Annotated in this window: 19 protein-coding genes; 6 read left to right on the forward strand and 13 right to left on the reverse strand. The window is 53.6% G+C overall.

Annotated elements, in window-relative coordinates:
* Positions 1-34: 34 nt before the first annotated feature.
* Entirely contained in the window at positions 35-1,138 is a 1,104-nt protein-coding gene (gene asd / locus EO763_RS20450) for an aspartate-semialdehyde dehydrogenase (protein WP_039492990.1), read from the reverse strand.
* A gap of 297 nt (positions 1,139-1,435) precedes the next feature.
* Here asd and EO763_RS20455 point away from each other — a divergent pair, with 297 nt between their 5' ends.
* Complete coding sequence (locus EO763_RS20455) at positions 1,436-2,029, forward strand: YhgN family NAAT transporter (protein ID WP_010277887.1); 594 nt, start codon at positions 1,436-1,438, stop codon at positions 2,027-2,029.
* Between the two features lie 375 nt (positions 2,030-2,404).
* Here EO763_RS20455 and EO763_RS20460 read toward each other — a convergent pair whose 3' ends face one another.
* Positions 2,405-3,781 (reverse strand): GntP family permease, encoded by a 1,377-nt coding sequence (locus EO763_RS20460; RefSeq protein WP_161530039.1) that lies wholly within the window; start codon positions 3,779-3,781, stop codon positions 2,405-2,407.
* A 158-nt stretch (positions 3,782-3,939) separates the two neighbouring features.
* Here EO763_RS20460 and EO763_RS20465 point away from each other — a divergent pair, with 158 nt between their 5' ends.
* Positions 3,940-4,452 (forward strand): gluconokinase, encoded by a 513-nt coding sequence (locus EO763_RS20465; RefSeq protein WP_039474158.1) that lies wholly within the window; start codon positions 3,940-3,942, stop codon positions 4,450-4,452.
* Between the two features lie 9 nt (positions 4,453-4,461).
* Here the strand turns inward: EO763_RS20465 and gntR are convergent, their stop codons facing one another.
* The 6 genes from gntR to glpA all read right to left on the reverse strand — a co-directional run bounded on the left by gntR (position 4,462) and on the right by glpA (position 12,704).
* Positions 4,462-5,457, reverse strand: coding sequence for a gluconate operon transcriptional repressor GntR (gene gntR / locus EO763_RS20470; RefSeq protein ID WP_010294506.1), 996 nt, complete (start codon positions 5,455-5,457; stop codon positions 4,462-4,464).
* Positions 5,458-5,618: 161 nt separating this feature from the next.
* Positions 5,619-6,314 (reverse strand): pirin family protein, encoded by a 696-nt coding sequence (locus EO763_RS20475; protein WP_010294510.1) that lies wholly within the window; start codon positions 6,312-6,314, stop codon positions 5,619-5,621.
* A 155-nt stretch (positions 6,315-6,469) separates the two neighbouring features.
* On the reverse strand, positions 6,470-8,137 hold the full coding sequence (locus EO763_RS20480; RefSeq protein ID WP_161530040.1) for an alginate lyase family protein: 1,668 nt from the start codon (positions 8,135-8,137) through the stop codon (positions 6,470-6,472).
* A gap of 439 nt (positions 8,138-8,576) precedes the next feature.
* Positions 8,577-9,788 (reverse strand): anaerobic glycerol-3-phosphate dehydrogenase subunit GlpC, encoded by a 1,212-nt coding sequence (gene glpC, locus EO763_RS20485; protein WP_103158214.1) that lies wholly within the window; start codon positions 9,786-9,788, stop codon positions 8,577-8,579.
* Positions 9,785-11,047 carry a glycerol-3-phosphate dehydrogenase subunit GlpB gene (gene glpB, locus EO763_RS20490; protein WP_161530041.1) on the reverse strand — a complete coding sequence of 421 codons (1,263 nt, stop codon included), beginning with the start codon at positions 11,045-11,047 and terminating at the stop codon, positions 9,785-9,787. Before glpB ends, glpC begins: the two co-directional genes overlap by 4 nt.
* Positions 11,037-12,704: an anaerobic glycerol-3-phosphate dehydrogenase subunit A gene (glpA, locus tag EO763_RS20495; RefSeq protein ID WP_161530042.1), complete on the reverse strand. Its 1,668-nt coding sequence runs from the start codon at positions 12,702-12,704 to the stop codon at positions 11,037-11,039. Before glpA ends, glpB begins: the two co-directional genes overlap by 11 nt.
* Before the next feature lie 314 nt (positions 12,705-13,018).
* Here glpA and glpT point away from each other — a divergent pair, with 314 nt between their 5' ends.
* Together glpT and glpQ are read left to right on the forward strand one after the other, a co-directional pair.
* Positions 13,019-14,368, forward strand: a complete 1,350-nt coding sequence (gene glpT / locus EO763_RS20500) for a glycerol-3-phosphate transporter (protein WP_039492973.1) — start codon at positions 13,019-13,021, stop codon at positions 14,366-14,368.
* Positions 14,369-14,443: 75 nt separating this feature from the next.
* Positions 14,444-15,511 (forward strand): glycerophosphodiester phosphodiesterase, encoded by a 1,068-nt coding sequence (gene glpQ, locus EO763_RS20505; protein ID WP_161530043.1) that lies wholly within the window; start codon positions 14,444-14,446, stop codon positions 15,509-15,511.
* A gap of 178 nt (positions 15,512-15,689) precedes the next feature.
* Here glpQ and yigL read toward each other — a convergent pair whose 3' ends face one another.
* Positions 15,690-16,490: a sugar/pyridoxal phosphate phosphatase YigL gene (gene yigL / locus EO763_RS20510; protein WP_010294521.1), complete on the reverse strand. Its 801-nt coding sequence runs from the start codon at positions 16,488-16,490 to the stop codon at positions 15,690-15,692.
* 103 nt (positions 16,491-16,593) lie between these two features.
* Positions 16,594-17,631, reverse strand: coding sequence for a lysophospholipase L2 (gene pldB / locus EO763_RS20515; RefSeq protein ID WP_161530044.1), 1,038 nt, complete (start codon positions 17,629-17,631; stop codon positions 16,594-16,596).
* 128 nt (positions 17,632-17,759) lie between these two features.
* On the opposite strand from pldB, the gene rhtB reads away from it, so the two are divergent.
* Positions 17,760-18,380, forward strand: a complete 621-nt coding sequence (gene rhtB / locus EO763_RS20520; RefSeq protein ID WP_039474171.1) for a homoserine/homoserine lactone efflux protein — start codon at positions 17,760-17,762, stop codon at positions 18,378-18,380.
* Between the two features lie 56 nt (positions 18,381-18,436).
* On the opposite strand, the gene rhtC is transcribed toward rhtB, so the two are convergent.
* From rhtC to pldA, 3 genes are all read right to left on the reverse strand, one after another.
* A complete protein-coding gene (gene rhtC, locus EO763_RS20525) occupies positions 18,437-19,060 on the reverse strand; it encodes a threonine export protein RhtC (protein ID WP_161530045.1) in 624 nt (207 codons plus the stop codon).
* Between the two features lie 43 nt (positions 19,061-19,103).
* Positions 19,104-20,933, reverse strand: coding sequence for an ATP-dependent DNA helicase RecQ (gene recQ / locus EO763_RS20530; RefSeq protein WP_161530046.1), 1,830 nt, complete (start codon positions 20,931-20,933; stop codon positions 19,104-19,106).
* 133 nt (positions 20,934-21,066) lie between these two features.
* Positions 21,067-21,933 carry a phospholipase A gene (pldA, locus tag EO763_RS20535; RefSeq protein ID WP_161530047.1) on the reverse strand — a complete coding sequence of 289 codons (867 nt, stop codon included), beginning with the start codon at positions 21,931-21,933 and terminating at the stop codon, positions 21,067-21,069.
* Positions 21,934-22,183: 250 nt separating this feature from the next.
* Between pldA and EO763_RS20540 the strand changes: the two genes are divergently transcribed.
* Positions 22,184-22,672 carry a thioesterase family protein gene (locus EO763_RS20540; RefSeq protein ID WP_039492962.1) on the forward strand — a complete coding sequence of 163 codons (489 nt, stop codon included), beginning with the start codon at positions 22,184-22,186 and terminating at the stop codon, positions 22,670-22,672.
* Positions 22,673-22,686 lie beyond the last annotated feature (14 nt).

The raw sequence follows: 22,686 nt of genomic DNA on the forward strand, positions 1-22,686 counted from the left end.
GCGCCAGAAAAGCAGGAGGACTATAGCAAGATAACTACAGCAGGATGCGCAGCATACGGCGCAGCGGTTCAGCGGCTCCCCACAGCAGCTGATCGCCAACCGTGAAGGCGGACAGGTATTCCGGCCCCATGTTCAGCTTACGCAGACGACCCACTGGCGTGGAAAGCGTGCCCGTTACCGCAGCAGGGGTCAGCTCACGCATGGTGATGTCACGATCGTTCGGCACCACTTTCACCCAGTCGTTGTGGGTTGCCAGCAGTTGTTCGATTTCTGGCAGCGCCACGTCTTTTTTCAGTTTGATGGTGAACGCCTGGCTGTGGCAGCGCAGTGCGCCGACGCGCACGCAGAGACCGTCAACAGGAATGACGCTGCTGGTGCTCAGAATCTTGTTGGTTTCCGCCTGACCTTTCCACTCTTCGCGGCTCTGGCCGTTATCCAGTTGCTTGTCGATCCACGGAATCAGGCTTCCCGCCAATGGCACACCGAAGTTATCAGTCGGCAGTGAGCCGCTACGGGTCAGCGCTGTCACTTTGCGTTCGATATCCAGAATCGCAGAAGCCGGATCCTGTAGCTCTTTCGCCACTTCACCGTGCAACGCACCCATCTGTGCCAGCAGTTCACGCATGTGACGCGCACCGCCGCCAGAAGCCGCTTGATACGTCGCAGCAGAAACCCACTCCACCAGATTGTTAGCAAACAGGCCGCCCAATGACATCAGCATCAGGCTGACGGTACAGTTACCGCCGGCAAAGGTTTTGATGCCTTTATCCAGACCCTGTTGAATCACCCCGTGGTTCACCGGATCCAGAATAATAATCGCGTCGTCTTTCATACGCAGTGAGGATGCCGCGTCAATCCAGTAACCCTGCCAGCCACTTTCACGCAGCTTTGGGTAAACTTCATTGGTATAATCGCCGCCCTGACAGGTAATGATGATGTCCAGCGCGCGCAGGGCTTCGATATTATAAGCATCCTGCAACACACCTTTATGACCGCCCAGCGCCGGAGCCGCGTCGCCGTGCTGAGAAGTCGAAAAGAATACTGGGTGAATCACATCAAAGTCGCGTTCTTCCACCATGCGCTGCATGAGAACCGAGCCGACCATACCGCGCCAGCCAATAAAACCAACATTTTTCATGGTAACTGTCCTGCTTTGGGGGTAACAAAAAGAATTCTGGCTAACGTCGATAGCGCTTAGTGATTGCTGGCTCGGTGATCTCCCGCAGAGGTCGCGCGCGTCGTGTCGTAAACCTGTAAATAATCGTGTCATTCAACCTTACAAAATGTACATAAAGTCGCAAGTGAATTTATTCGATAGTACGGCAATTTTCAGCAGTCATTCTAATATCATCAACCTGGCACAGGATAACAATGTTGGTCAGCCCGTAAAGATGGCCCAGGTCAGGAAACAAGGTTTCGGGAGTAAAAAACCAAAATGACAGAAATGATCTCCGCAACAGTGCTGCTGTTGCTCATTATGGATCCACTCGGCAACCTGCCGATTTTCATGTCCGTACTTAAACACCTCGACCCTAAACGCCGACGTGTGGTGCTGATCCGTGAAATGCTGATCGCGCTCGGACTGATGCTGATTTTTCTGTTCGCCGGTGAACACATTCTGGCGTTCCTGAATCTGCGCACCGAAACCGTGTCGATTTCCGGCGGTATCGTACTGTTCCTCATCGCGATTCGTATGATTTTCCCTTCGCAGGAAGGCAATAGCAGCGGTCTGCCAGCCGGAGAAGAGCCGTTTTTGGTGCCAATGGCGATTCCGCTGGTCGCGGGGCCGTCGATTCTCGCGGCGCTAATGCTGCTTTCCCACCAGTATCCCAATCAGTTACCCCACCTGACGCTGGCACTGTTTATCGCCTGGACGATCTCTTTCATCATCCTGTTGATGTCCGATGTGTTCTTGCGTTTGCTGGGTGAGAAAGGCGTGAGTGCGTTGGAGAAATTGATGGGGTTAATTCTGGTGATGCTATCGACGCAGATGTTCCTCGACGGCGTGCGGGCTTATATGAAGTTATAACGTCATCGTGGCCCCTGTATCTTATACATAAATGCGCAAATTATTATGGGGTTGACGTTATCCGGCGTAAAAATTATGCAGCGGTGGGCATGACCACCGAGTGAGCGGCAGGGACGCCGCGAAAGACGGTGCCGCGCTGGGAGCGCGTCACCGTCGGCTCGAAAGGTGGTCATGAACGCCGATGGCACCGCGTAGCGGCATAATTTAGCCAGAAGCCTGGGGTCATGGGGCGAGCGGCGTTTGAGCCGCCCCATGTCGGGCGCGTGCTACGAAGTAGCATGAAAATAACGACATTATCGCGCACGAAACCATCTCTTAGTCGGCATAAAAAATGTGACTAAAAGCCCCCTCCACAAGGAAGGGGGGTTAAAAACATTAGAGGAGAATACTCCCCACCAACGCTATCAGGAACGCGATGGTGCCGAGCAGCGTTTCCATCACCGTCCAGGTTTTCAGGGTCGTTTTCTCATCCATTTCGAGGAAACGACTGACCAACCAGAAACCCGAGTCATTCACATGCGACAGCACGGTTGCACCACCCGCAATCGCCACCACGATAAAGCACAGATCGAACTGGCTGAGGCCAGGCGTCGCCGCCACCATTGGTGCCATCAAGGCAGCCGTGGTTGTCAGCGCTACAGTGGCAGACCCCTGCGCTACGCGAAGTGCCATCGATACCACAAATGCGGCAACAATGACGGGCATTCCCGTATCCGCCAGTGCGCCTGACAGCGCATTACCAATGCCGCTGGAACGCAGAACGCCACCGAACATCCCACCTGCACCCGTTACCAAAATAATGGCACAAATCGGACCTAACGCCCCGTCACAAATTTTTTCAAGATGTGAGCCGCTCTTGCGACCGCTAAAAACCATCAGCGCAAAGAACACCGTAATCAATAGCGCAACCGGCGTTTTCCCCAACATACGCAAGAACTGTACTACGCCATTATCGCCACTCACCATCCCCATGACCGTCAGCGTATTCAGCCCCGTATCAAGGAAGATCAACACCAGTGGCAGCAGCAGAATGCTCAGTACCACGGCAAAACGTGGCGGTTCAACCGTAGAATCGGTTTCAACCGCAGAGAGGAAGCTGGAAGGCAGCTTGATATCGAACTTTTTCCCCGCGTACAGGCCATAGAGATAGCCGCCGAAATACCAGGTTGGTAGGGCAATGATCGTACCGATGATCACCAGTAACCCGATGTTGGCACCTAACAGTTCACTGGCAGCAACCGGACCGGGATGGGGTGGAACCAGCGCATGCATTGCCGCAAATGCACCCGCAGCAGGGAAAGCATATTTTAATGTCGAACCGCCAAAACGCTTCGCCACGCTGAAAATAATCGGCAGCATCACGACCAGACCGGCATCAAAAAAGATCGGGAAGCCGAACAGCAGGGAAGCAACACCCAGCGCAAAAGGCGCACGGTGTTCACCAAATTTATTGATCAGGGTATCTGCTAAGACATTAGCCCCCCCGGTCACCTCCAGCAGTCGGCCAATCATGGCTCCCAACCCCACCAGCAGCGCAACAGATGCCAGCGTGCTACCGAAACCGCTCAGCAGTGTCGGGACTATCTTTTCGTACGGCGTTTTCGTTACCAGCGCGGTGACCAAACTGACCAGCGTCAGCGCGAGGAACGCATGGATTTTAAAGCGCATAATCAGCACCAGTAACAGTGCGACTGCACCAGCGGCAATGGTCAACAACACACTGGCGCTATAGGCGGAGGTGATTTCTGTCATCGTTAATAATCTCTTTAGGGCACTCGGTCTGGGTTGGCTAATTGTTTGTGAGGTGTATCACATCATCATTTGATACCGGTAACATGATACGGGTAACATGTTAAAATCAGGAACTATCAAACACCATTTAATTTACATTTTGAGATAGAGATCAAATTATGTCAGGTCGAAGCATTATTCTGATGGGCGTATCAGGCAGTGGAAAATCCTCAGTTGGCGCTGAACTTGGCCGCGCCATTCAGGCAAAATTTATTGACGGCGACGATCTGCATCCGCGCGCAAATATCCAGAAAATGGCCAGTGGTACACCGTTGAATGACGACGACCGCGCACCGTGGCTGGAGCGACTCAGCGACGTTGCCTACAGCCTGGCGCACAAAAACGAGACGGGCATCATCGTCTGTTCCGCACTGAAAAAGCGTTACCGCGACCGCCTGCGCGAAGGGAACGAAAAGATGGTGTTTATCTATTTGAAAGGCAGCTTTGAGCTGGTTCTGGAGCGTCACAAAGCCAGAGCAGGCCACTTCATGCCGACAGATCTACTGAAAAGCCAGTTCGATGCGCTGGAAGAACCGGGCAGCGATGAGCCGGATGTCCTGAAAGTCGATATTGACGGCACCCGAGAGGACGTCGTACAGCGCTGCGTTGAAGCACTGCGTGCGGCAGGCTAACGCCGCCGCTTAGAGGCTTTCACCGTCCAGCACGGTAAAGCCAACATCGATCCTATCCTGTGCGACTGGCTCGCCCCGCAGACGAGCCAGCAGTTGTTCGGTGCCGACGCGCCCCATGTGTTCACGCGGCGTCAGTACACTAGCCAGCTTCGGCACCATCGCCTGACCAATGTCGTGCCCGTGGAAACCCGCTACGCCAATGTCATCCGGCACGCGCAGCCCCTGCCGCTGGCATTCGAACATCGCACCGACGGCTAAGTCGTCATTGGTGCAAAATACGCTATCGACCTGCGGGTATTCCGCCTGCGTCTGCCGCAGCAGTTCGCCACCAAGCGAATAGGAAGACGCCCGCTCGCTCATCACGCAATAACTCTTGAGCTCACTTTCCCACATCGCTTGCTCATAGCCTCGGCAGCGCATAATCGTACGCTCATCCTGCCGCGCGCCGAGATAGACGATATGACGATGCCCCAACGCGACCATACGTAGCGTCATCTGCCGCGCGGCTTCTACGTTATCAAACCCGACAGCCATATCCAGACAGGGGGAGACAGAATCCATCAACTCGACTACCGGGATGCCGGCAACGTCCAGCATCTGGCGCGTGCGCGGCGTGTGGGTACGTTCGGCGAGAATAAGCCCATCGATGTGATACGACAGCAGTGAAGTCAGACGCTGTTCTTCTCTGTCAGGATGATAGCCATAGTGCGCCAGCATGGTCTGGTAGCCGTGCGCTTCCGCCGTGCGTTCAATCCCGCGCAATACTTCGGCGAAAACCTGATTGGTTAATGACGGCAGCAGCACACCAATCGCCCGGCTGGTGGAGCTGGCGAGCATATTCGGCGCGAGATTGGGGATATAGCCCAGCTCATCCAATGCAATAGCGATCTTTTCCTGCAACGCGGCGGACACCTGAGCGGGATTACGCAAATAACGGCTTACCGTCATTTTGGTAATCCCAACGCGGTCAGCAACGTCCTGGAGAACGGGTCTTTTTTTCTTCATCGTCGACTAAAATGCCTGAAAAACAGTAAGCTAAGTCTAACAAAAAAAGCATAAAGAAAGTAAAGGCAAAGAGGCAGAATCTGAATGGTGACGTCAGGCAGTGACAAATAAAAAGCCCGCGTCTTTTCCTACGCGAGCTTCTTCACTTTTCTCACTCGTCATTATACTGGCGGCAGATCAAACAGCAGAATTTCGCTGTCCTCGCTGGCGTGTACGGAGATCGCCGTTTCATCCCACACGGCAAACGCATCGCTGGTTTCCGCTTTCTGGCCGTTAATCTCTACCGTACCGCGCACCACCTGAACCCAGACGCGACGGTCAGCCTGAATCTGATACACCGATTGCTCCTGCGCTTTCAGCGCCCAGCGCCACAGCGTCATGTCCTGAAAGACCTTCAGCGAGCCTTCACGCGCATCCGGAGACAGCACCAGTTGACGCCCTTGCAGCACATCAAAGCGCTTCTGCTCGTAGCGCGGCGTCAGGCCGGTTTTTTCTGGGATAATCCAGATTTGATACAGGTGCAGTTGCTCGTCCTTGCTGGCGTTGTATTCAGAATGACGAATACCCGTTCCCGCGCTCATAATCTGGAATTCGCCCGCTGGCACCTGCTCTTTATTTCCCATGCTGTCCTGATGTTCAACCGCACCGGACAACACATAGGTCAGAATTTCCATATCTTTATGCGGATGCGTGCCAAAGCCCTGACCGCCTTCGATATAGTCTTCATTAATCACGCGCAGTGCCGAAAATCCCATGAAATCAGGATCGTAATAATCGGCAAATGAGAATGTGTGCCAGCTGTCGAGCCAGCCGTGATTCGCATGTCCGCGATCTTGCGCTTGACGTAAATAGATCATGTTATTTCCTCCCGCGTTTTTGATAAGGAAAGTGTAACGGGCGGTGGTAAATAAGATAGCGCAAAAAACTCATCGCTCTGTTCGAAAAATCAGAACAGGATGCCGCGTTGAGAAATGAAGGAACCGGAGGTTAGCTCCGGCTCCGTATTCAGTGATTACTTAACAACACCTAACTCTATCGGATTTGGATATAACATGGTCCACCGACCGTTATCATTATTAACGCCTGTTCCGGTCGCTGAAATTTGATAGGTATCAGGATCCATAACGACATAGCGACGAGTAGACAGAGCCAACAGCGTCCCATTACCATTGCCAGAATCGGTATAAATAAAGGATTCGCTGTCGGTCACATTGCTGGCAGATGCCAATAAATGCCCTTCTGCGGAGACAGAAATATATTTTCCGGTCTGTATCGAACGAAAAGCGAATCTATTTTGCGTCAGGTGAATCGCCTGAATCCCGCTGGTTACAGACGGATTGACCCCATTGACGATAATGGGCGTTGATTCGCCGGTAACCGTGGCCAGCGTCCCGGTATTATCCTGATTTCTCGATTTGCTGACAGATTGCAGGACGATAGACATAGGGCTTGAGGCGGAAGCTTCCGTGGCATTAATAAGCCCTTCATACGAAGGATGATCAAAATAGAATTTGCCTATCGGCATGCGGCTGATGACGTCTTTCGTGTAAGACAGCTTAGTATCAGACACGCCAGCAGCGGTAAATAAACTGAAAATCCCCCGATATATTGGCCTGAACTCTCCGCGAAAGCGCGGAGAAATCGTTAACCCCGATATCCAGGCGCGTCCTTTTCCCATATCCGCAAGCGTATAACCTTTGCCAGGAATCGGCGTATAGGGAACCGTATATCCCAGATTGTATTTCGCGGTATATTCAGCAGCCTTAACAAGTGGATAGCTATTATTCGGGTAGCTCACCATATCGGCACCACTTACATGATAGTGGCGTTGGTTATAGCCAATCTGTGCAGCCATGACTAATAACCCTAATCCACCCTGTGCATGCGCCTGATCGCGACCACTCTCCTGCAATTGGCCACTTTCATTTTGTACATAATGGATAACAGAGCCATTTCCCTCGCCCTGTTTAAAATAATTTACGGCATTATTGTATATTTCAGAATCGTTCAGCCATACGCCTAAACTCAGATTAAATACCGTGTCGGCGGCGTCCCAATTGCCATTAGCCCAGCCGCCATTAACCTGACCATAGGTACGGGTTAATGGGTAAAATACATCCATCATCATTTTACTAAATTGCGTAATATCAGCAGACGTCCAACCACTTCCGGTGTAACGCAGAATTTCAGCTGCATTAAGCAATTTATACCCATAAAGGCTGGCAGCAAGTTGTGCGTCGTGACCTTTAATTTCCGTTAATGTCGTGGACCAGCCGTTAAGTATTTTTATCGCCGCATTAGAATAGATGGGGTTCTTTGTCATCGCCCATTCAATCGCCAGCGACAATGCCGCAGATGCACTGTTCTGTAACTCGCCGTTTCCCACATTGCCATTCGTAGGATCGTTTCGGTATACCACCGCTTTTGGTGTGACCGAATACGTAGAGCTCGCCAAATAGTGGGATTGCAATAGCTGCCAATCCGTATACCAAGGCTCCTGCTTGTTATCAACTCCCGCCTTCATTCGCTCCAGATCGGCCTGCGTATACAGCATACCCGGGTGCAGGAACGCTTTATCATTGGTTGCTGCATGGCTAACTTTCAGCCCGCACAAAAACAGACTCAGCAACGTCATTATTAAGAAAAATGTACTCTTTTTCTTACTCAAGAAGCTATCCATAAACGGTTTCCTTTTCGTCGATTGATTTCTATGGCGAAACGATACCGGGCCATTTTTCCAGAGCGGTAGCGCCAATAATCGTTCGACAAGAAGATAGCCCGCACGATGTATCGGTTAAACACCAGAGAATGATTTATCACTACGGAATATTTCAGGCGATCAAAGTAGGGTTATCTGGGAGCGTTCGATAGGCAAAAAAAAAAGCCAGCACCCGAGCTGGCTAAATAATACTGGAAGCAATGTGAGCAATGTCGTGCCTTCACAGGGAAGCCGGATCGTCGTGAACACCATCAATAACTAACACAGGCGCATGACATCGTTCCCCAGAACGCACAGCAATAATAATCATTATCATTCGCAATTGTAAAGTGCTTTTTGCGATAAATTCTTATTCTCAATACGGACTGCGGAACAGCCCGTTTTGCTCCCCTTCTGTTTGCTACTCTGGCTGCGCTAATGCCCTTGCCAGCAGGGTGATCGGGTGTTCACACTTTTTGCTGGTCGACATCTCAATCTGCCATTTACAGGTTTCGCAGTCCGTCACCACGATATCGACTCCGCTCTCTTCAATCTGCTGAAACAGCGGTGCGCCAATACCTTGCGACGTGGCGTAATTCTCTTTCTTGAAGCCGTAGGTACCCGCAATGCCGCAGCACTGGGAATCCAACATCACCAGCTCAAGACCGGGGATGCGTTGCAGCAGCGCCAGGGTATACGCCGTCCAGCCCATTCGTTCCAGATGGCAAGGCGTGTGATACGCCACCCGCAGCGGCAATTTACCCAGCGGCAGCGTTCGCCCTTCTTCTTCCAGCAAGCGGTAGAGCTGACGTGTCACCAGTTCGACACCATCGCGCACGTGACCGTTATCCACGCCCAGCAGATGTGGATACTCGTCCCGCAGCGTGAACGTACAACTGGATGACGTCGCGACCACTGGCAGAGATTTCTGATTAATCGCCTCATCCAGCGATTTGATATTCGCGTGCGCCTGCTTTCTGGCCTTGTCGTGAAAACCATTGGCGATCAGCGGCACGCCGCAGCATTTCTCTTTATTCAGCAACTGGACGCCAATACCCATCGCGTTAAAGACCTGAACCAGATCTTTACCTAGCTGTGGATGGTTGTAGTTCACATAGCAGCCGTGGAAGTAAGCGATCTGCTCATCATAGGCCTGCTGTTTTGCCGCCTGTTGGCGATACCAGCGCCGGAAGGTGCCGAACGAGTATGTCGGCAACTGGCGACGATGGTCGATTTTCAACGCCTTATCCAGCAGTTGGCGCACCGGTTTCAGGCTAGTAGCCGTATTCACCAACGGCGCAAACGGTGTAGCAATTGACCCCATGAAGTCGGTATGACTCAGAATCGCATCGCGCAATGTCGGCTTGTGGGTGCTGTGCGTCCCCTTTGCGCGCTGAATAATATCGCCAATTTTGACATCCGACGGGCACGCGACTTCACAACGTTTGCAGTTGGTGCAGTATTTCAGCGCATCATCATACAGCGCCGGATCTTTACGCCGCAGGCGTTCGCCGTCCGGCCCAGCCTGTTTCGGGCCGGGATAAAGTGGGTTCACACGCGACACCGGACAGTACGTAGTACAGACCGTACACTTGATGCAATCTTCAAAACTGTTATCGCTAAGCAGGCTCATGGGTTGCCCTCATTCAAAATTTGTTCGGCAACATGAAGTGCGCTGAGCAAGGACACCCCCGCTCCACATCCCTGCACAATAGGGTCGAAGCCTTCCAGCACCGCACCAATCGCGTACAGATTATTGACCGTTTCGCCCTCAATGCGCGGATGCAGACGTTCATCGACAATCGCACCAAATTGCAGATAAGGCTGCGGCGCAAACACATCCTGCTGGCTCCAGCCCTCGCGCTGATCGGCAAACCGCACGTCCAGCCCAAAGACCGGTTCGGTCACTCGATCGAACTGCGTCACCAGCCCGTTGCTAAAGAAGCTACCGCTCGCCAGCACCGCATGCTTCGCCCGCAGCGGAATATCACGGTGATGGAGGCTATGGATCGCAATCTCCTGCGGCGACAGCGAGGCACGCACCGCGCGATCGCCCGGCATCACCATGCCACCCAGTTGGCGAAAACGCTGCGACAGCGCCTGATGCAGGCGTAAGCCGAGTACTGACGGCGGTAATGTCGGTAACAGCAGCACCGGTTTACCTAACGCATCAGCGAGTTCATTGATGATTTCAGGGCTGTCCAATCCCAGACACGCAGGCATGATGATGGCATCGTTACCGTTAGCCAGAAGCGACAGCTCTTCTACCAGCGCCGAGCGGTTTTCCGGCCGATCCAGCACGCGGGCGATATTTACCGCGCGGAATTCGCTGGGGTTCTGGCGTAGCCGATCCAGCACGGGCAGCTTGAGTTCATCACTGCGTGCCGCAATCCCCTGCGCCTGAAGCGTGCCGGCCACAATACGGGACTGAAAATCCAGAAAGCCTTCGATACCCGCAATCAGCGGATTGTCGCCAAAGCGGGCATCCGGCAGACCACGCGTTACGCCATCGACCGGGCTCAGCCAGCATGAACGAAACTTACCTAGCGGCGTCATGCGCCAGTGGTTCTGGTGATGATTGCCTTGCAGGGTGATATTGCTGCGTTCCAGCAGCGCCTCAACTTGTGGCAACAGGGCCGCCACTGCCGTCGCGCCCATACGGGAATAAGGATGATGAGGAGCCTGACGCGCCAACTCATCCAGCGCATTGAGCGGCTGGCTCACGGGCTGTCCGTCAGGGAGATGGGAAAGTAAATCCAGCGCACCGGAAGAAAAATGCAGCGCATTCTGCCCCGCGCTGACAATCGCACAGCGTTTTCCCTGCTCCGCTAAGCGAATGCCGCAGGTCAATCCCGCCAGTCCGCCACCGATAATCACAACGTCATAGCGCATGACGATCCTCCTGACTGTCGCTGGCCGTCAGGCCGCACAATCCCTGATAAATCCAACTCGTAAACTCGCTTTCGCGCAGCGCATTGCCCCACGCAATCGGGCGAATGCCTTTCCAGCGTTCGTTCAAAAACTGGCTGAGCTGCGTGAGCGACTGCTCCGGCGTCGCAGTGCCCAGACGGCACAGCAGACCCGCCGCACGGCAGGCGCACAGCTCACCCTGACAGGTGCCCATCCCCACGCGGGTGCGCCGACGTAAATCAATCAGGTTATTTACCTGCAATGACTCCACGGCGTAGCGCACTTCCCCCGCCGTCACGGCCTCACATTCGCACACCAGACTGCGATCCAGACGCTCACCGGACAGCATTCGCCCGGCACGTTCACCGTGACGATAAATCGCCGAACCGCGCAGCGGCGCAGATAACGGTTTTGCCACAGGATAAGCAGACAGGGCGTGAGGGGCAGATTTCACTTCCTCCAGCGATTCAGAACCGGGCAGCGGCGTCTGTGCCGTCGAGCAGGTCACGTCATGACCCAGCTTTTTGCAGATGGCGTCAGTCACCCATTCCGCCATCAGGCGGTAGGTCATCAGCTTGCCGCCGGTGATGGTAATAAATCCTTCCAGCCCGTCGCGGATGGCATGGTCGAGCAGCACAATGCCGCGGCTCACGCTACGTCCGCTGGGGTCGCTATCGCTGGCAACCAACGGCCGGACGCCCGCATAGGCGCGTAGAATGCGCGTACTCGCCAATGTCGGCGCCAGCATCGAACCTTCCCGCATCAGCGTTTCCACCTCAGCAGGCGTCACGAGCATGTTGTCGATTTGATCGTAATCGATGTGGGTTGAGGTGGTGCCAATCAGCGAAATGGTATCGCCCGGCACCAAAATGTCGGCATCCGCCGGCTTACGACAGCGGTTGATCACCATGTTGTTGATGCGGTGTCCTAGAATCAACAACGCGCCTTTTGCCGGAAACATACGCACGCGCAGATCGGCATATTCCGCAATGTGTTGCCCCCAAATACCGCCCGCATTGACCACCACCTGTGCATAGATTTCTGTTTCTACACCTTTTTTATGGTCGAAAACGCGCACGCCGGTAATACGGTCGCCCTGACGAATCAGCCCGATAACCTCATGATAAGTCAGCACTTCCGCGCCGTGCTCGCAGGCATCAATCATGTTGGCCGCCGTCAGGCGAAAGGGATCGACGGAGCCATCCGGCACACGCACCGCGCCAATCAGGGTCGGGTTTGCCGCCGGTTCCAGCCGTAGCGCTTCCTGCGGATCCAACGCCTGAGCGTGAATCCCAGCCTGCTGGCAGGCGGTAATAAACTGCGCCTGCCAGCCGAGATCGTCTTCTGGCAAGGTGATAAACAGACCGTCGGTAGGCTCAATACAGTGGCGAGCAATCCGCCGGAGAATCTGGTTTTCTTCAATACATTCGCGGGCAGACTCGCCATCGGTTACCGCATAACGGGCGCCGCTGTGTAATAAACCGTGATTACGCCCGGTCGCCCCGGTCGCAATGTCATAACGTTCAAGCAGCAGGCAGCGCAGTCCGCGCAGGGCACAGTCTCGTACTGTACCCGCTCCCGTCACACCACCGCCGATGACAACCACGTCAGTTTCACGCCAGTTCACCATGTTTTTCATTCTGCTCTCACTTCAGGCGGAGGGTATACATGTTGCTATTGGGACACAGAAAGAAGGGTTAATGTTTGATAAAGAGCAAAATCGAACACTAAACGAAAATAAAACGGGATTTAAAAACAATAAGTGTGATTTATGTCACCAAAACCACACTGTGGAATTTTCCTATTCTGTTAACATGAGCGCAAAAATCGTCACAGTTTCATAAAATTGTAACATTAGCGCCATGAATCACACTCATTTGCACGCTACCCCCTTACAATAACGTTCGTAATAGAACAAAAAAGCTATCGTTTTTTTTCGCATTGGAGATATCTATGCTGAGTATTTTTAGGCCCGCAGCCCACCAGCCGCGCGTGTCGCAAGAACACGTTGATCCGCTCTATCGCCGCCTGCGCTGGCAGATTTTCATGGGGATATTTTTTGGCTACGCCGCCTACTATCTGGTGCGTAAAAACTTCGCACTCGCCATGCCTTATCTGATTGACCAGGGCTTCTCACGCGGCGATCTTGGTTTTGCGCTGTCGGGTATCTCTATTGCCTACGGATTCTCCAAATTTATCATGGGGTCCATATCCGACCGTTCTAACCCACGCGTGTTCCTGCCTGCGGGTCTGATTCTGTCAGGTGCGGTCATGCTGTTCATGGGTTTCGTGCCGTGGGCAACGTCCAGCATTGCGATTATGTTCGTCCTGCTGTTCCTGTGCGGATGGTTCCAGGGTATGGGTTGGCCGCCGTGCGGACGTACGATGGTTCACTGGTGGTCGCAGAAAGAACGTGGTGGCATCGTGTCCGTATGGAACTGTGCTCACAACGTCGGCGGTGGTATTCCTCCTCTGCTGTTCCTGCTGGGTATGGCCTGGTTCAACGACTGGAAAGCAGCACTCTATATGCCGGCCTTCGCCGCCATTCTGATTGCCATGATCGCTTTTGCACTGATGCGTGACACGCCGCAATCCTGTGGTCTGCCACCGATTGAAGAGTACAAAAACGATTATCCGGTTGATTACAATGAAAAAGCGGAAGAAGAACTGACGGCTAAGCAGATCTTCATGCAGTACGTTTTCCCCAACAAACTGCTGTGGTACATCGCGATCGCCAACGTCTTCGTTTACCTGCTGCGTTACGGTATCCTCGACTGGTCACCGACCTACCTGAAGGAAGTTAAACACTTCGCACTGGATAAGTCTTCCTGGGCCTATTTCTTCTACGAATATGCAGGTATTCCGGGCACGCTGCTGTGCGGCTGGATGTCCGACAAGGTCTTCAAAGGTAACCGTGGTGCAACAGGCGTGTTCTTCATGACGCTGGTGACAATAGCAACTATCGTTTACTGGATGAACCCAGCCGGTAACCCGGGTGTGGACATGGCCTGTATGATCGTCATCGGCTTCCTGATTTACGGCCCGGTCATGCTGATTGGTCTGCATGCACTGGAACTGGCACCGAAAAAAGCAGCGGGTACAGCCGCGGGCTTCACCGGCCTGTTCGGCTACCTCGGTGGCTCCGTTGCCGCCAGCGCCATCGTCGGCTACACCGTTGACTTCTTCGGTTGGGACGGCGGTTTCATAGTCATGATCGGCGGCAGCATTCTGGCTGTACTTCTGCTGGTTGTTGTTATGCTGAATGAGAAAAAGCATAAAGCAGAGTTAGCCAATCGCGCCTAACCCGCTCTTGTCAGCATCCCTCTGGCGGCGTCCTGATGACGCCGCCTTTCTCTCAACAGAAAGAGGTTTGATCGCATGAACGTTACCGTAACATCCCTACTCTCCGCCCTCGCGCTCTCCGTTTCCTTTAGTGCTTCCGCTTCATCAACCGACAAAATCGTTATTGCCCACCGCGGTGCCAGCGGCTATCTGCCCGAGCATACGCTTCCGGCGAAAGCGATGGCTTACGCTCAGGGTGCCGATTATCTGGAGCAAGATCTGGTGCTCACCAAAGATAACGCGCTCATTGTCCTGCACGACCACTATCTGGATCGCGTGACCGACGTGGCCGAACGCTTTCCGCAGCGCGCCCGCAAAGATGGACGCTTTTACGCCATCGATTTCACGCTGAAAGAAATCAAGTCACTGAAATTTACCGAAGGGTTCGACATCAAAGACGGCAAGCAGGTACAGAGCTACCCAAACCGTTTTCCGATGTGGAAATCCGACTTCCGTATTCATACCTTTCAGGAAGAAATTGAATTTATTCAGGGGCTGAACCACTCAACCGGCAAGAACATCGGCCTCTACCCCGAAATCAAAGCGCCGTGGTTTCACCATCAGGAAGGGAAAGACATCGCGCGCGAAACGCTGGCCGTGTTGAAGCAGTATGGCTATACGAAAAAAAGCGATAAGGTCTTCCTGCAATCGTTTGATGTTGCCGAGCTAAAGCGCATCAAAACCGAATTGCAGCCGCAGATGAAGATGGATCTGAACCTGATTCAACTGATTGCCTATACCGACTGGCATGAAACCTACGAGAAGCAGGCCGATGGAACGTGGGTGAATTACCACTACGACTGGATGCAAAAGCCCGGCGCTATGCAGCAAATTGCGACCTATGCCGACGGTATCGGCCCGGACTATCACATGCTCGTCCAGAAAGGTTCGACACCTGACCACATCACCTTTACCGACATGGTGAAAGAAGCCCACCGGCATAAACTTCAGGTACACCCGTTTACGGCAAGAGCCGACAGGCTACCGGCGTACGCCAACGATATCGGGCGGCTCTACGACATCCTCTACTATCAGGCGGATGTTGACGGCCTGTTCACCGACTTTCCCGACAAAGCGGTCGATTTCCTGAAAAAACCGCGCTGAAGCGCTAATACTGGTCGCTTAAGCATGGATTTAGAGGGAAACACGATGATGAGGCTCCCGCAGGGATGCCTCGCACCGTGGTCGCCCTCGGTATCTCGATCCTTAAACAATCGCTGAGGCTCAGCTTTCCCATCGGGCACGGTGTGCCCGATGATGCGTTGGCTCGATAACACATCGATTATTTCAGAAACAGTTCACGCAGGTAATTCGGCACGGCGCTGTCCGCATTAGAGCCAATCACTTCGCGATCTGGCAGCATATCTTTCAGGCGCTGATGTGCGTTCTGCATCACGCAGCCTTTTCCGGCCATCGACAGCATTTCGTAGTCGTTCATACCATCACCAAACGCCACGCACTCTTTGAGCGAGAAGCCGATAATCTTCGCCACCTGCTCCAACGCATGGCCTTTAGACACGCCGCCCGCCATCACTTCCAGACAGGTCAGCGTCGAAAAGCTTACGTTGACGCGGTCACCCCAGCGCGCGTTGATCGCTTCTTCCAGCGGCAACAGCTGTTCATGGGAATCGCAGGTAAAGAACACTTTGCTGACGCCATCGGTTTCGAGCAGGGCAGGCTCGAACAGCTTGTATTTAAAGATCGACTCTTTGAAGAAACGTTCTTCTTCCGCACGCGGACGGTTCATAAACCACTCATCATCGCGGTAAACGTGCGTCAGCATATCGGGGTTATTGTGTACGACGCTGTAAAGGTCGCGGGCAATGTCCTGATCCAGATTGTGGCTGAAAATCAGCTCGCCCTGCGAGTTGTGCACACGCGCACCATTCGAGGTAATCATAAACGCGCTGATGCCGAGGTTATCGCGGATCTGCGCGACATCCATGTGATGCCGTCCGGTAGCGAACACAAAGTGAATCCCTTTTTCCGTCAGCAGCCTGAGGGTTTCTTTAGCATAGGGGGACAGCGAGTGGTCAGGTGACAGCAGTGTGCCATCTAAATCGGAAGCAACGACATGGTACATAGCGATGAGATCTCACTTCTGGTGTGTTGCGGCGGCACCCGCCGCAAAAAAATTAACGAAGTTGCTGGCAGCGTCCGTTGAACGGCCTGCCAGCAGGCTAAAATTAATGATAACGCGCAAAGTGCGCCAGAATCAGCGCAAATGCCTGAGCGCGGAGGTTATCCGTTTCAAAGAGAATTTCATGCCGCGCACCGTGGATAACCTGCAAAACACCGTTTGAATTGGCGTTACCGCTTTGTGCCAGTGCCTGACAAAACGCATTCTGGCTGCGGTTATCCACCACGCGCTCTTCTCCCGCCTGTAACAGCAGAAGCGGCGTGGTGACGGCGCTGGCCTGAGCCAGTAGCTGTTTCCCCGCCAGTATCGCCTCTCGCACCCAATGATAGGTGGGGCCGCCGATGCGTAAATCCGGTGAATCCGCATAAAAGCGAATACCGCGCTGGTAGCGTTCACGGCTGTGCGTCAGCACATTCATCCGGTAAGGCAAAGGACGCCATTGCCCAGTGCCGATAGCGTAGTAATCACGTATTGCTGGGCGACGCTCCGCCCAATCGACGATCCAGCCAGCAACACAGTGAGGAAGCGGCAAACGAATACCAAACATCGGCGCGCACAGCGCCACGGCATCAAACGTTTCAGGTTGGCGGATCAAAAGCTGCGCCAGAATCGCCCCACCCATTGAATGCGCCAAGGCAAACCGGCGGGTATAGTGTTTCGAGCCAATATGCTGCTGACACAGCATTTCGGCATCATCGACATAGTCACTAAAGCGCAGCACGTGTCCACGGTGGCCGTCTTGCAATACTCGCCCCGACCGCCCTTGCCCACGGTGATCCATGATGAGCACATCATAGCCGCTATGAAAGAGATCGTAAGCCACTTCGCTATATTTGACATAGCTTTCGATACGGCCTGAAAAGACAACGACAATTTTGTCGTGCTGCGGCGCAGTAAAGCGAACGAACCGGATCGGCACATCGTCTACGCCAGAGAATTCGCCCTCTTCGCGCTGACGCCAGAAATCCAGTAATTCTCCGGTCGCAAAAGCGGCAAACTGCGCTTCTCGCGTTAACAGGTTCGAGGTTAACCATTCGGGCGTTAACCGTTCCGACGTAAACAACGTATTGTGGCGTTGAATCATCACACCCTCCGGTGACGCGGGAAAAAAAGCTAGCGGAAGAAAATGACAAGCAGTGGAGCACAAGCGTATTGTGACATAAAAAACAGACAGACTCTCGTAATACAGAACGTGATTCAGGGGCATGCTTCATGACATTGGACTGGTGGTTAACCTACTTACTCACAACGCTTATTCTCAGCCTGTCGCCCGGCTCTGGTGCCATCAACACCATGAGCACCGGAATTAGCCACGGCTATCGCGGTGCGGCGGCCTCGATCTGTGGTTTACAGGTCGGGCTAGCGATTCATATCGTGTTGGTCGGCATTGGGCTAGGCGCGTTGCTTAACCAATCTGTACTGGCTTTCGATGTACTGAAATGGCTGGGCGCGGCGTATCTGATTTGGCTGGGAATTCAGCAGTGGCGCGCCGCAGGCGCACTTGACCTTCAGGCGATCGCCAGCGCTATGCCGCGTCGCAGGCTCTTTAAACGTGCGGTGCTGGTGAATCTGACCAACCCGAAAAGCATCGTGTTTCTGGCGGCGCTGTTCCCGCAATTCATTATCCCCCACCAGCCGCAGGCCGCACAGTATCTGGTATTGGGCGTCACCACCGTTGTGGTCGATATCATCGTGATGATTGGCTACGCCACGCTAGCCACGCGTATCGCCGGGTGGCTGAAAGGCCCACGACAGATGAAGACACTCAACCGGATATTCGGATCGCTGTTCGTGCTGGTCGGCGCGTTACTCGCCACGGCGAGAAAGGCCTGATGAAGGCAGTGCGCCGTATCGGCTAGCGGCGCACGCCTATCGTTCAGAGGGAAAGGTTAGCGAGAGAAAATCAGGTGCAGGCCGAACCCAGTAAACAACACGCCCGCCACGCCATCCACCCATTTAGCCAGACGCTGATAGCCACGACGCATTGCCGGTAGGGCAAAAACCATCGCGACTAGGCTGAACCAGATCAGCGTTTCAACCGAGATCAGCGCGAACAAGCCCCAACGCGCGCCGCTGCCGATGCTGTCGCCAACAAACAGCGAGAACACGCTGCCGAAATAGATCAGCGCCTTCGGATTAGCCAGATTCGTCAATAATCCACGCATGAAGGTTTTACCGCGCTGAGGCAGCACCACCGCCGTTTCCTGCGTGGTTTCTAACTGTGCTTTATTTCGTGCGGAGCGCAGCATCTGCCAGCCCATCCAGCACAGGTACAGCCCGCCGCCGACGGTAACTGCCGTATGCAGCCAAGCCATTTTTTGCAACAGCAGATGCAGCCCCAGCAACGCGATAGCCGCCCAAACCATAACGCCCAGCGAAATACCTAACACGCCCATCATCGCTTCACGGCGGGAACGGCTGGCCGCCGTTTGTGAAACGAAAAAGAAATCCGGCCCTGGACTCATCAGCGCAATGAAATGCACCAGCGCCACCGTCATAAATAGCATCAGCATGTTGGTTTTCCTGTTTTTTAAATGCAGTCAGACAAGACGAGCATCACTCGTCATCATTATTATCGACATGATCGCGAATCATGTTCATGAAAGGCGCACCGAAACGTTCGAGTTTACGGTGTCCAACCCCGTTGATATTCAGCAGTTCACCTGCGGTGATCGGCATCATTTCGGCCATCTCCAGCAGCGTGGCATCGCTGAACACCACGTAAGGCGGGATATTGTCTTCATCCGCGATGGATTTACGCAGTTTGCGCAATTTGGCAAACAGCTTGCGGTCGTAATTTCCACCGTACGATTTTTGATTGGCGCGGGGTTTCAGGTTAATTACACGCGGCACGGCCAGCTGTAGCGGCATTTCTCCCCGCAGTACCGGACGCGCAGATTCGGTAAGCTGTACCGCAGAATGCATTGTGATGTTCTGGTTCAGCAAGCCCAGATGAATCAATTGGCGCAGCACGCTAACCCAATGTTCCTGCGATTTCTCTTTACCAATACCGTAAACCGGCAGTTTGTCATGGCCGAAGTCGCGGATACGCTGGTTATTCGCCCCGCGCAGCACCTCAACGATATACCCTAAACCAAAGCGCTGCCCAACGCGGTATACGCAGGAGAGCGCTTTTTGCGCGTCTACCAGCCCGTCATAGCGCTTCGGCGGATCGAGACAAATATCGCAGTTGCCGCAGGCCTCTTGGCGTCCTTCACCGAAATAGTTCAGCAGCACCAGACGGCGGCAGGTTTGCGCTTCGGCAAATGCACCCATCGCATTGAGCTTATGACGCTCGATATCCAACTGCGACCCAGCCGGTTTTTCTTCCAGACAGCGACGTAGCCACGCCATATCCGCCGGATCGTAGAACAGCGCAGCTTCGGCGGCGAGGCCGTCACGTCCAGCTCGCCCCGTTTCCTGATAGTAGGATTCGATGTTGCGCGGAATATCAAAATGCACCACGAACCGAACGTTAGGCTTGTTGATACCCATACCAAACGCCACAGTCGCCACGACTACTTGGAGATCGTCACGCAGGAACGCTTCCTGCACCTGTGCACGTCGTTCGTTATCCAATCCAGCGTGGTAAGCGCCTGCACTCAACCCACGCGCCTGCAAACGCGCGCTAATGTCCTCCACGCGGGAACGGCTATTGCAGTAGATGATGCCACTTTTTCCACGCTGCGCCTGCACGAACATCCAGAGCTGGTCGAGCGGCTTGAACTTTTCCACCAGCGTGTAGCGAATATTCGGGCGGTCAAAGCTGCTGATCTGAATCAGCGGCGACTGGAGATCCAACAGGCGAACGATATCGTTACGCGTGGCCTCGTCGGCGGTAGCGGTCAACGCAATAAAAGGAAGATGAGGGAAGCGCTGTTTAATCTGCCCCAGCGTCCGGTATTCGGGGCGGAAATCGTGTCCCCATTGAGAAATGCAGTGCGCTTCATCCACCGCGATCAGGGAAATCTGCCAATGGGCAAGATGATCGAGGAAGCTGTCCGTCGTCAGACGTTCCGGCGCAATATAAAGCAGCTTGATATGACCGGTACGACAACCTGCCATCACCTCAAGCTGCTGCTCGCGCGTCTGCGTCGAATTCAGGCAAGCGGCAGAGACGCCGTAGGCCTGAAGCTGATCAACCTGATCTTTCATCAGTGAAATCAACGGGGACACCACCAGCGTCAGCCCGTCCATCACCAGCGCGGGGATTTGATAGCACAGCGATTTACCGCCGCCAGTCGGCATGATAACCAGACAATCCTGCCCACTGAGCGTCGCGCTGATAATCTCCTGCTGACCCGGTCGGAATTGCTGGTAGCCGAACGTGTCCCGCAGAACCTGAACTGCCAGCGCTTCCTTATTCAATACTTCCGCCGTAGACACGCCTTCCCCAATTCAATGAAATCAAACAGGCGCTATTTTCAGCGCCGTTGGGTAAAACTGCAATCGTTAGTTTGGTAAAACGACAAGGGTTAAAACGACAATCGCTAAAATACCAGTCTCTAAAACACGATCGTTAGAACATGTCGTTCAGTGTCACCCCTACGCCAAAGCGGGTCTGACGATGGTTATAATCAATCAGGGATTCGCCGTAGCCGCTAAAGACCTTGGTGTAGAAACGGACATGACGCGTCAGCGGGTAGCTCCAGCCCAGTTCACCACCGCCGTAGCCACTGTTCCAGTTATAACGCCCTTCCGCACTAAACACGCTATCCCCCCACACGTAGCCAACGCGTAAACGGTAATGACCCATGTATTTAATGATATCCGGGTTATCATCCTGACTGTCGGAGAAACGCACCCACGGCTTCACATCAACCTGCCAGTTGCCGTTCTGCGCCATCAGGCGGACATAAGCGCGGTTCCAGCTACGCGACGTCGGGTCAGAGCGGCCATTAGACTGGTGATTAAAGCCCGTTTCCACATCCCGCAGCGTCCAGCCTGCTAATGTGTAGTTCGTTGCCCAGCCCAAAAAGACCTGTGGCTCATAGTTGGTTTCACGGAACGGAGAAGACTCGCTCTTATTAGACAACTGCCACCACGAGCGCTGCGTATAGGAAGCCCCCAGTAACGAGTTATCACCCAGAATGCCACGCCAGATCGGGAATCCCAGACTCAACTGGTAATGCACTTCATCTTTACGTGCTTCATCGCCCCAGTTATAGCTCTGTATCGCCGTTTTATTGATGTTGCTGGTATAGGTATACAGTATGTAGTTGCTCTCATAAGGATAGAGAACAAACGGGGTTTCGTGCTCTTCTAACAGGCTGCCGATAATACTGCCACGTACCGCCGGTTGATTTGGCGCAGGCGCATTGGTTGAGTCTTCAGCATGAGCCTGTGCCGTCAGTAATGACGCCAGTACGAGTACTATTTTACGCATTCATTTTCTCCGACATTTTTTATACGACGTTCGTTTTAACCGACGCTCGTTTTAGCCAATTAGTGATGAGTATTCCCCACTCAAGCCCGTCATTCTACACAGTTCAACGACGTTTGAATTATCGTTCTCCCATTTCTCGACCTTTTCTGGAAAGAAACAAAATTAGCGAATAAAATAAACACCTAAGAAACTTGAACGCATCAAACCAACTACAATAAACGAATATCTTTCACCCGAACGGAAAACAACTATGGCTGATATACCCTCCTTTCAGGGAACAACACTAACCAAAGATATTGTACGCCAGCTCGTTGGGGAGATTTTCATTTACAAGATGCCCTTCAACATTGAGCTAGGCCTTGAGTTACAGCAGTTTGAAGCCGACAAAGCCGTCTTGACGTTCGCCCGGCAAGAGAAACTCATCGGCAATGCAGCACAAAAAATTCTGCATGGCGGCGTGATTGCAGCCGGACTGGACGTTGCCGCCGGACTGGTCTGCGTCGGCAATACGTTGCTGCGCCATGAGACGATCAGCGATCAGGAGTTTCATCATCGGCTCGCCCGCATGGGAACCATTGATATGCGGGTAGATTATCTGCGTCCGGGCTATGGCGAACACTTCACTATTACCAGCACGCTGCTCCGCGGCGGCAATAAAATCGCCGTTGCACGCGCCGAATTGCATAACGAACAGGGTTCACATCTCGCCAGCGCCACCGCAACCTATATTGTCGGGTAACCTTTACGTTAGAA

Origin of the sequence: Pectobacterium odoriferum, from assembly GCF_009931295.1 — a bacterium.
Classification (GTDB): Bacteria; Pseudomonadota; Gammaproteobacteria; order Enterobacterales; family Enterobacteriaceae; genus Pectobacterium; species Pectobacterium odoriferum.

What these genes read in the sequence shown, in the direction of transcription:
- glpA (WP_161530042.1), bottom strand. Translation starts at nt 12,704, where the DNA reads ATGAAAAACATGGTGAACTGGCGTGAAACTGACGTGGTTGTCATCGGC.
- rhtC (WP_161530045.1), bottom strand. Translation starts at nt 19,060, where the DNA reads ATGCTGATGCTATTTATGACGGTGGCGCTGGTGCATTTCATTGCGCTG.
- EO763_RS20460 (WP_161530039.1), bottom strand. Translation starts at nt 3,781, where the DNA reads ATGACAGAAATCACCTCCGCCTATAGCGCCAGTGTGTTGTTGACCATT.
- EO763_RS20480 (WP_161530040.1), bottom strand. Translation starts at nt 8,137, where the DNA reads ATGGATAGCTTCTTGAGTAAGAAAAAGAGTACATTTTTCTTAATAATG.
- asd (WP_039492990.1), bottom strand. Translation starts at nt 1,138, where the DNA reads ATGAAAAATGTTGGTTTTATTGGCTGGCGCGGTATGGTCGGCTCGGTT.
- rhtB (WP_039474171.1), top strand. Translation starts at nt 17,760, where the DNA reads ATGACATTGGACTGGTGGTTAACCTACTTACTCACAACGCTTATTCTC.
- yigL (WP_010294521.1), bottom strand. Translation starts at nt 16,490, where the DNA reads ATGTACCATGTCGTTGCTTCCGATTTAGATGGCACACTGCTGTCACCT.
- glpB (WP_161530041.1), bottom strand. Translation starts at nt 11,047, where the DNA reads ATGCGCTATGACGTTGTGATTATCGGTGGCGGACTGGCGGGATTGACC.
- glpQ (WP_161530043.1), top strand. Translation starts at nt 14,444, where the DNA reads ATGAACGTTACCGTAACATCCCTACTCTCCGCCCTCGCGCTCTCCGTT.
- pldA (WP_161530047.1), bottom strand. Translation starts at nt 21,933, where the DNA reads ATGCGTAAAATAGTACTCGTACTGGCGTCATTACTGACGGCACAGGCT.
- pldB (WP_161530044.1), bottom strand. Translation starts at nt 17,631, where the DNA reads ATGATTCAACGCCACAATACGTTGTTTACGTCGGAACGGTTAACGCCC.
- glpT (WP_039492973.1), top strand. Translation starts at nt 13,019, where the DNA reads ATGCTGAGTATTTTTAGGCCCGCAGCCCACCAGCCGCGCGTGTCGCAA.
- EO763_RS20540 (WP_039492962.1), top strand. Translation starts at nt 22,184, where the DNA reads ATGGCTGATATACCCTCCTTTCAGGGAACAACACTAACCAAAGATATT.
- glpC (WP_103158214.1), bottom strand. Translation starts at nt 9,788, where the DNA reads ATGAGCCTGCTTAGCGATAACAGTTTTGAAGATTGCATCAAGTGTACG.
- EO763_RS20455 (WP_010277887.1), top strand. Translation starts at nt 1,436, where the DNA reads ATGACAGAAATGATCTCCGCAACAGTGCTGCTGTTGCTCATTATGGAT.
- EO763_RS20465 (WP_039474158.1), top strand. Translation starts at nt 3,940, where the DNA reads ATGTCAGGTCGAAGCATTATTCTGATGGGCGTATCAGGCAGTGGAAAA.
- EO763_RS20475 (WP_010294510.1), bottom strand. Translation starts at nt 6,314, where the DNA reads ATGATCTATTTACGTCAAGCGCAAGATCGCGGACATGCGAATCACGGC.
- gntR (WP_010294506.1), bottom strand. Translation starts at nt 5,457, where the DNA reads ATGAAGAAAAAAAGACCCGTTCTCCAGGACGTTGCTGACCGCGTTGGG.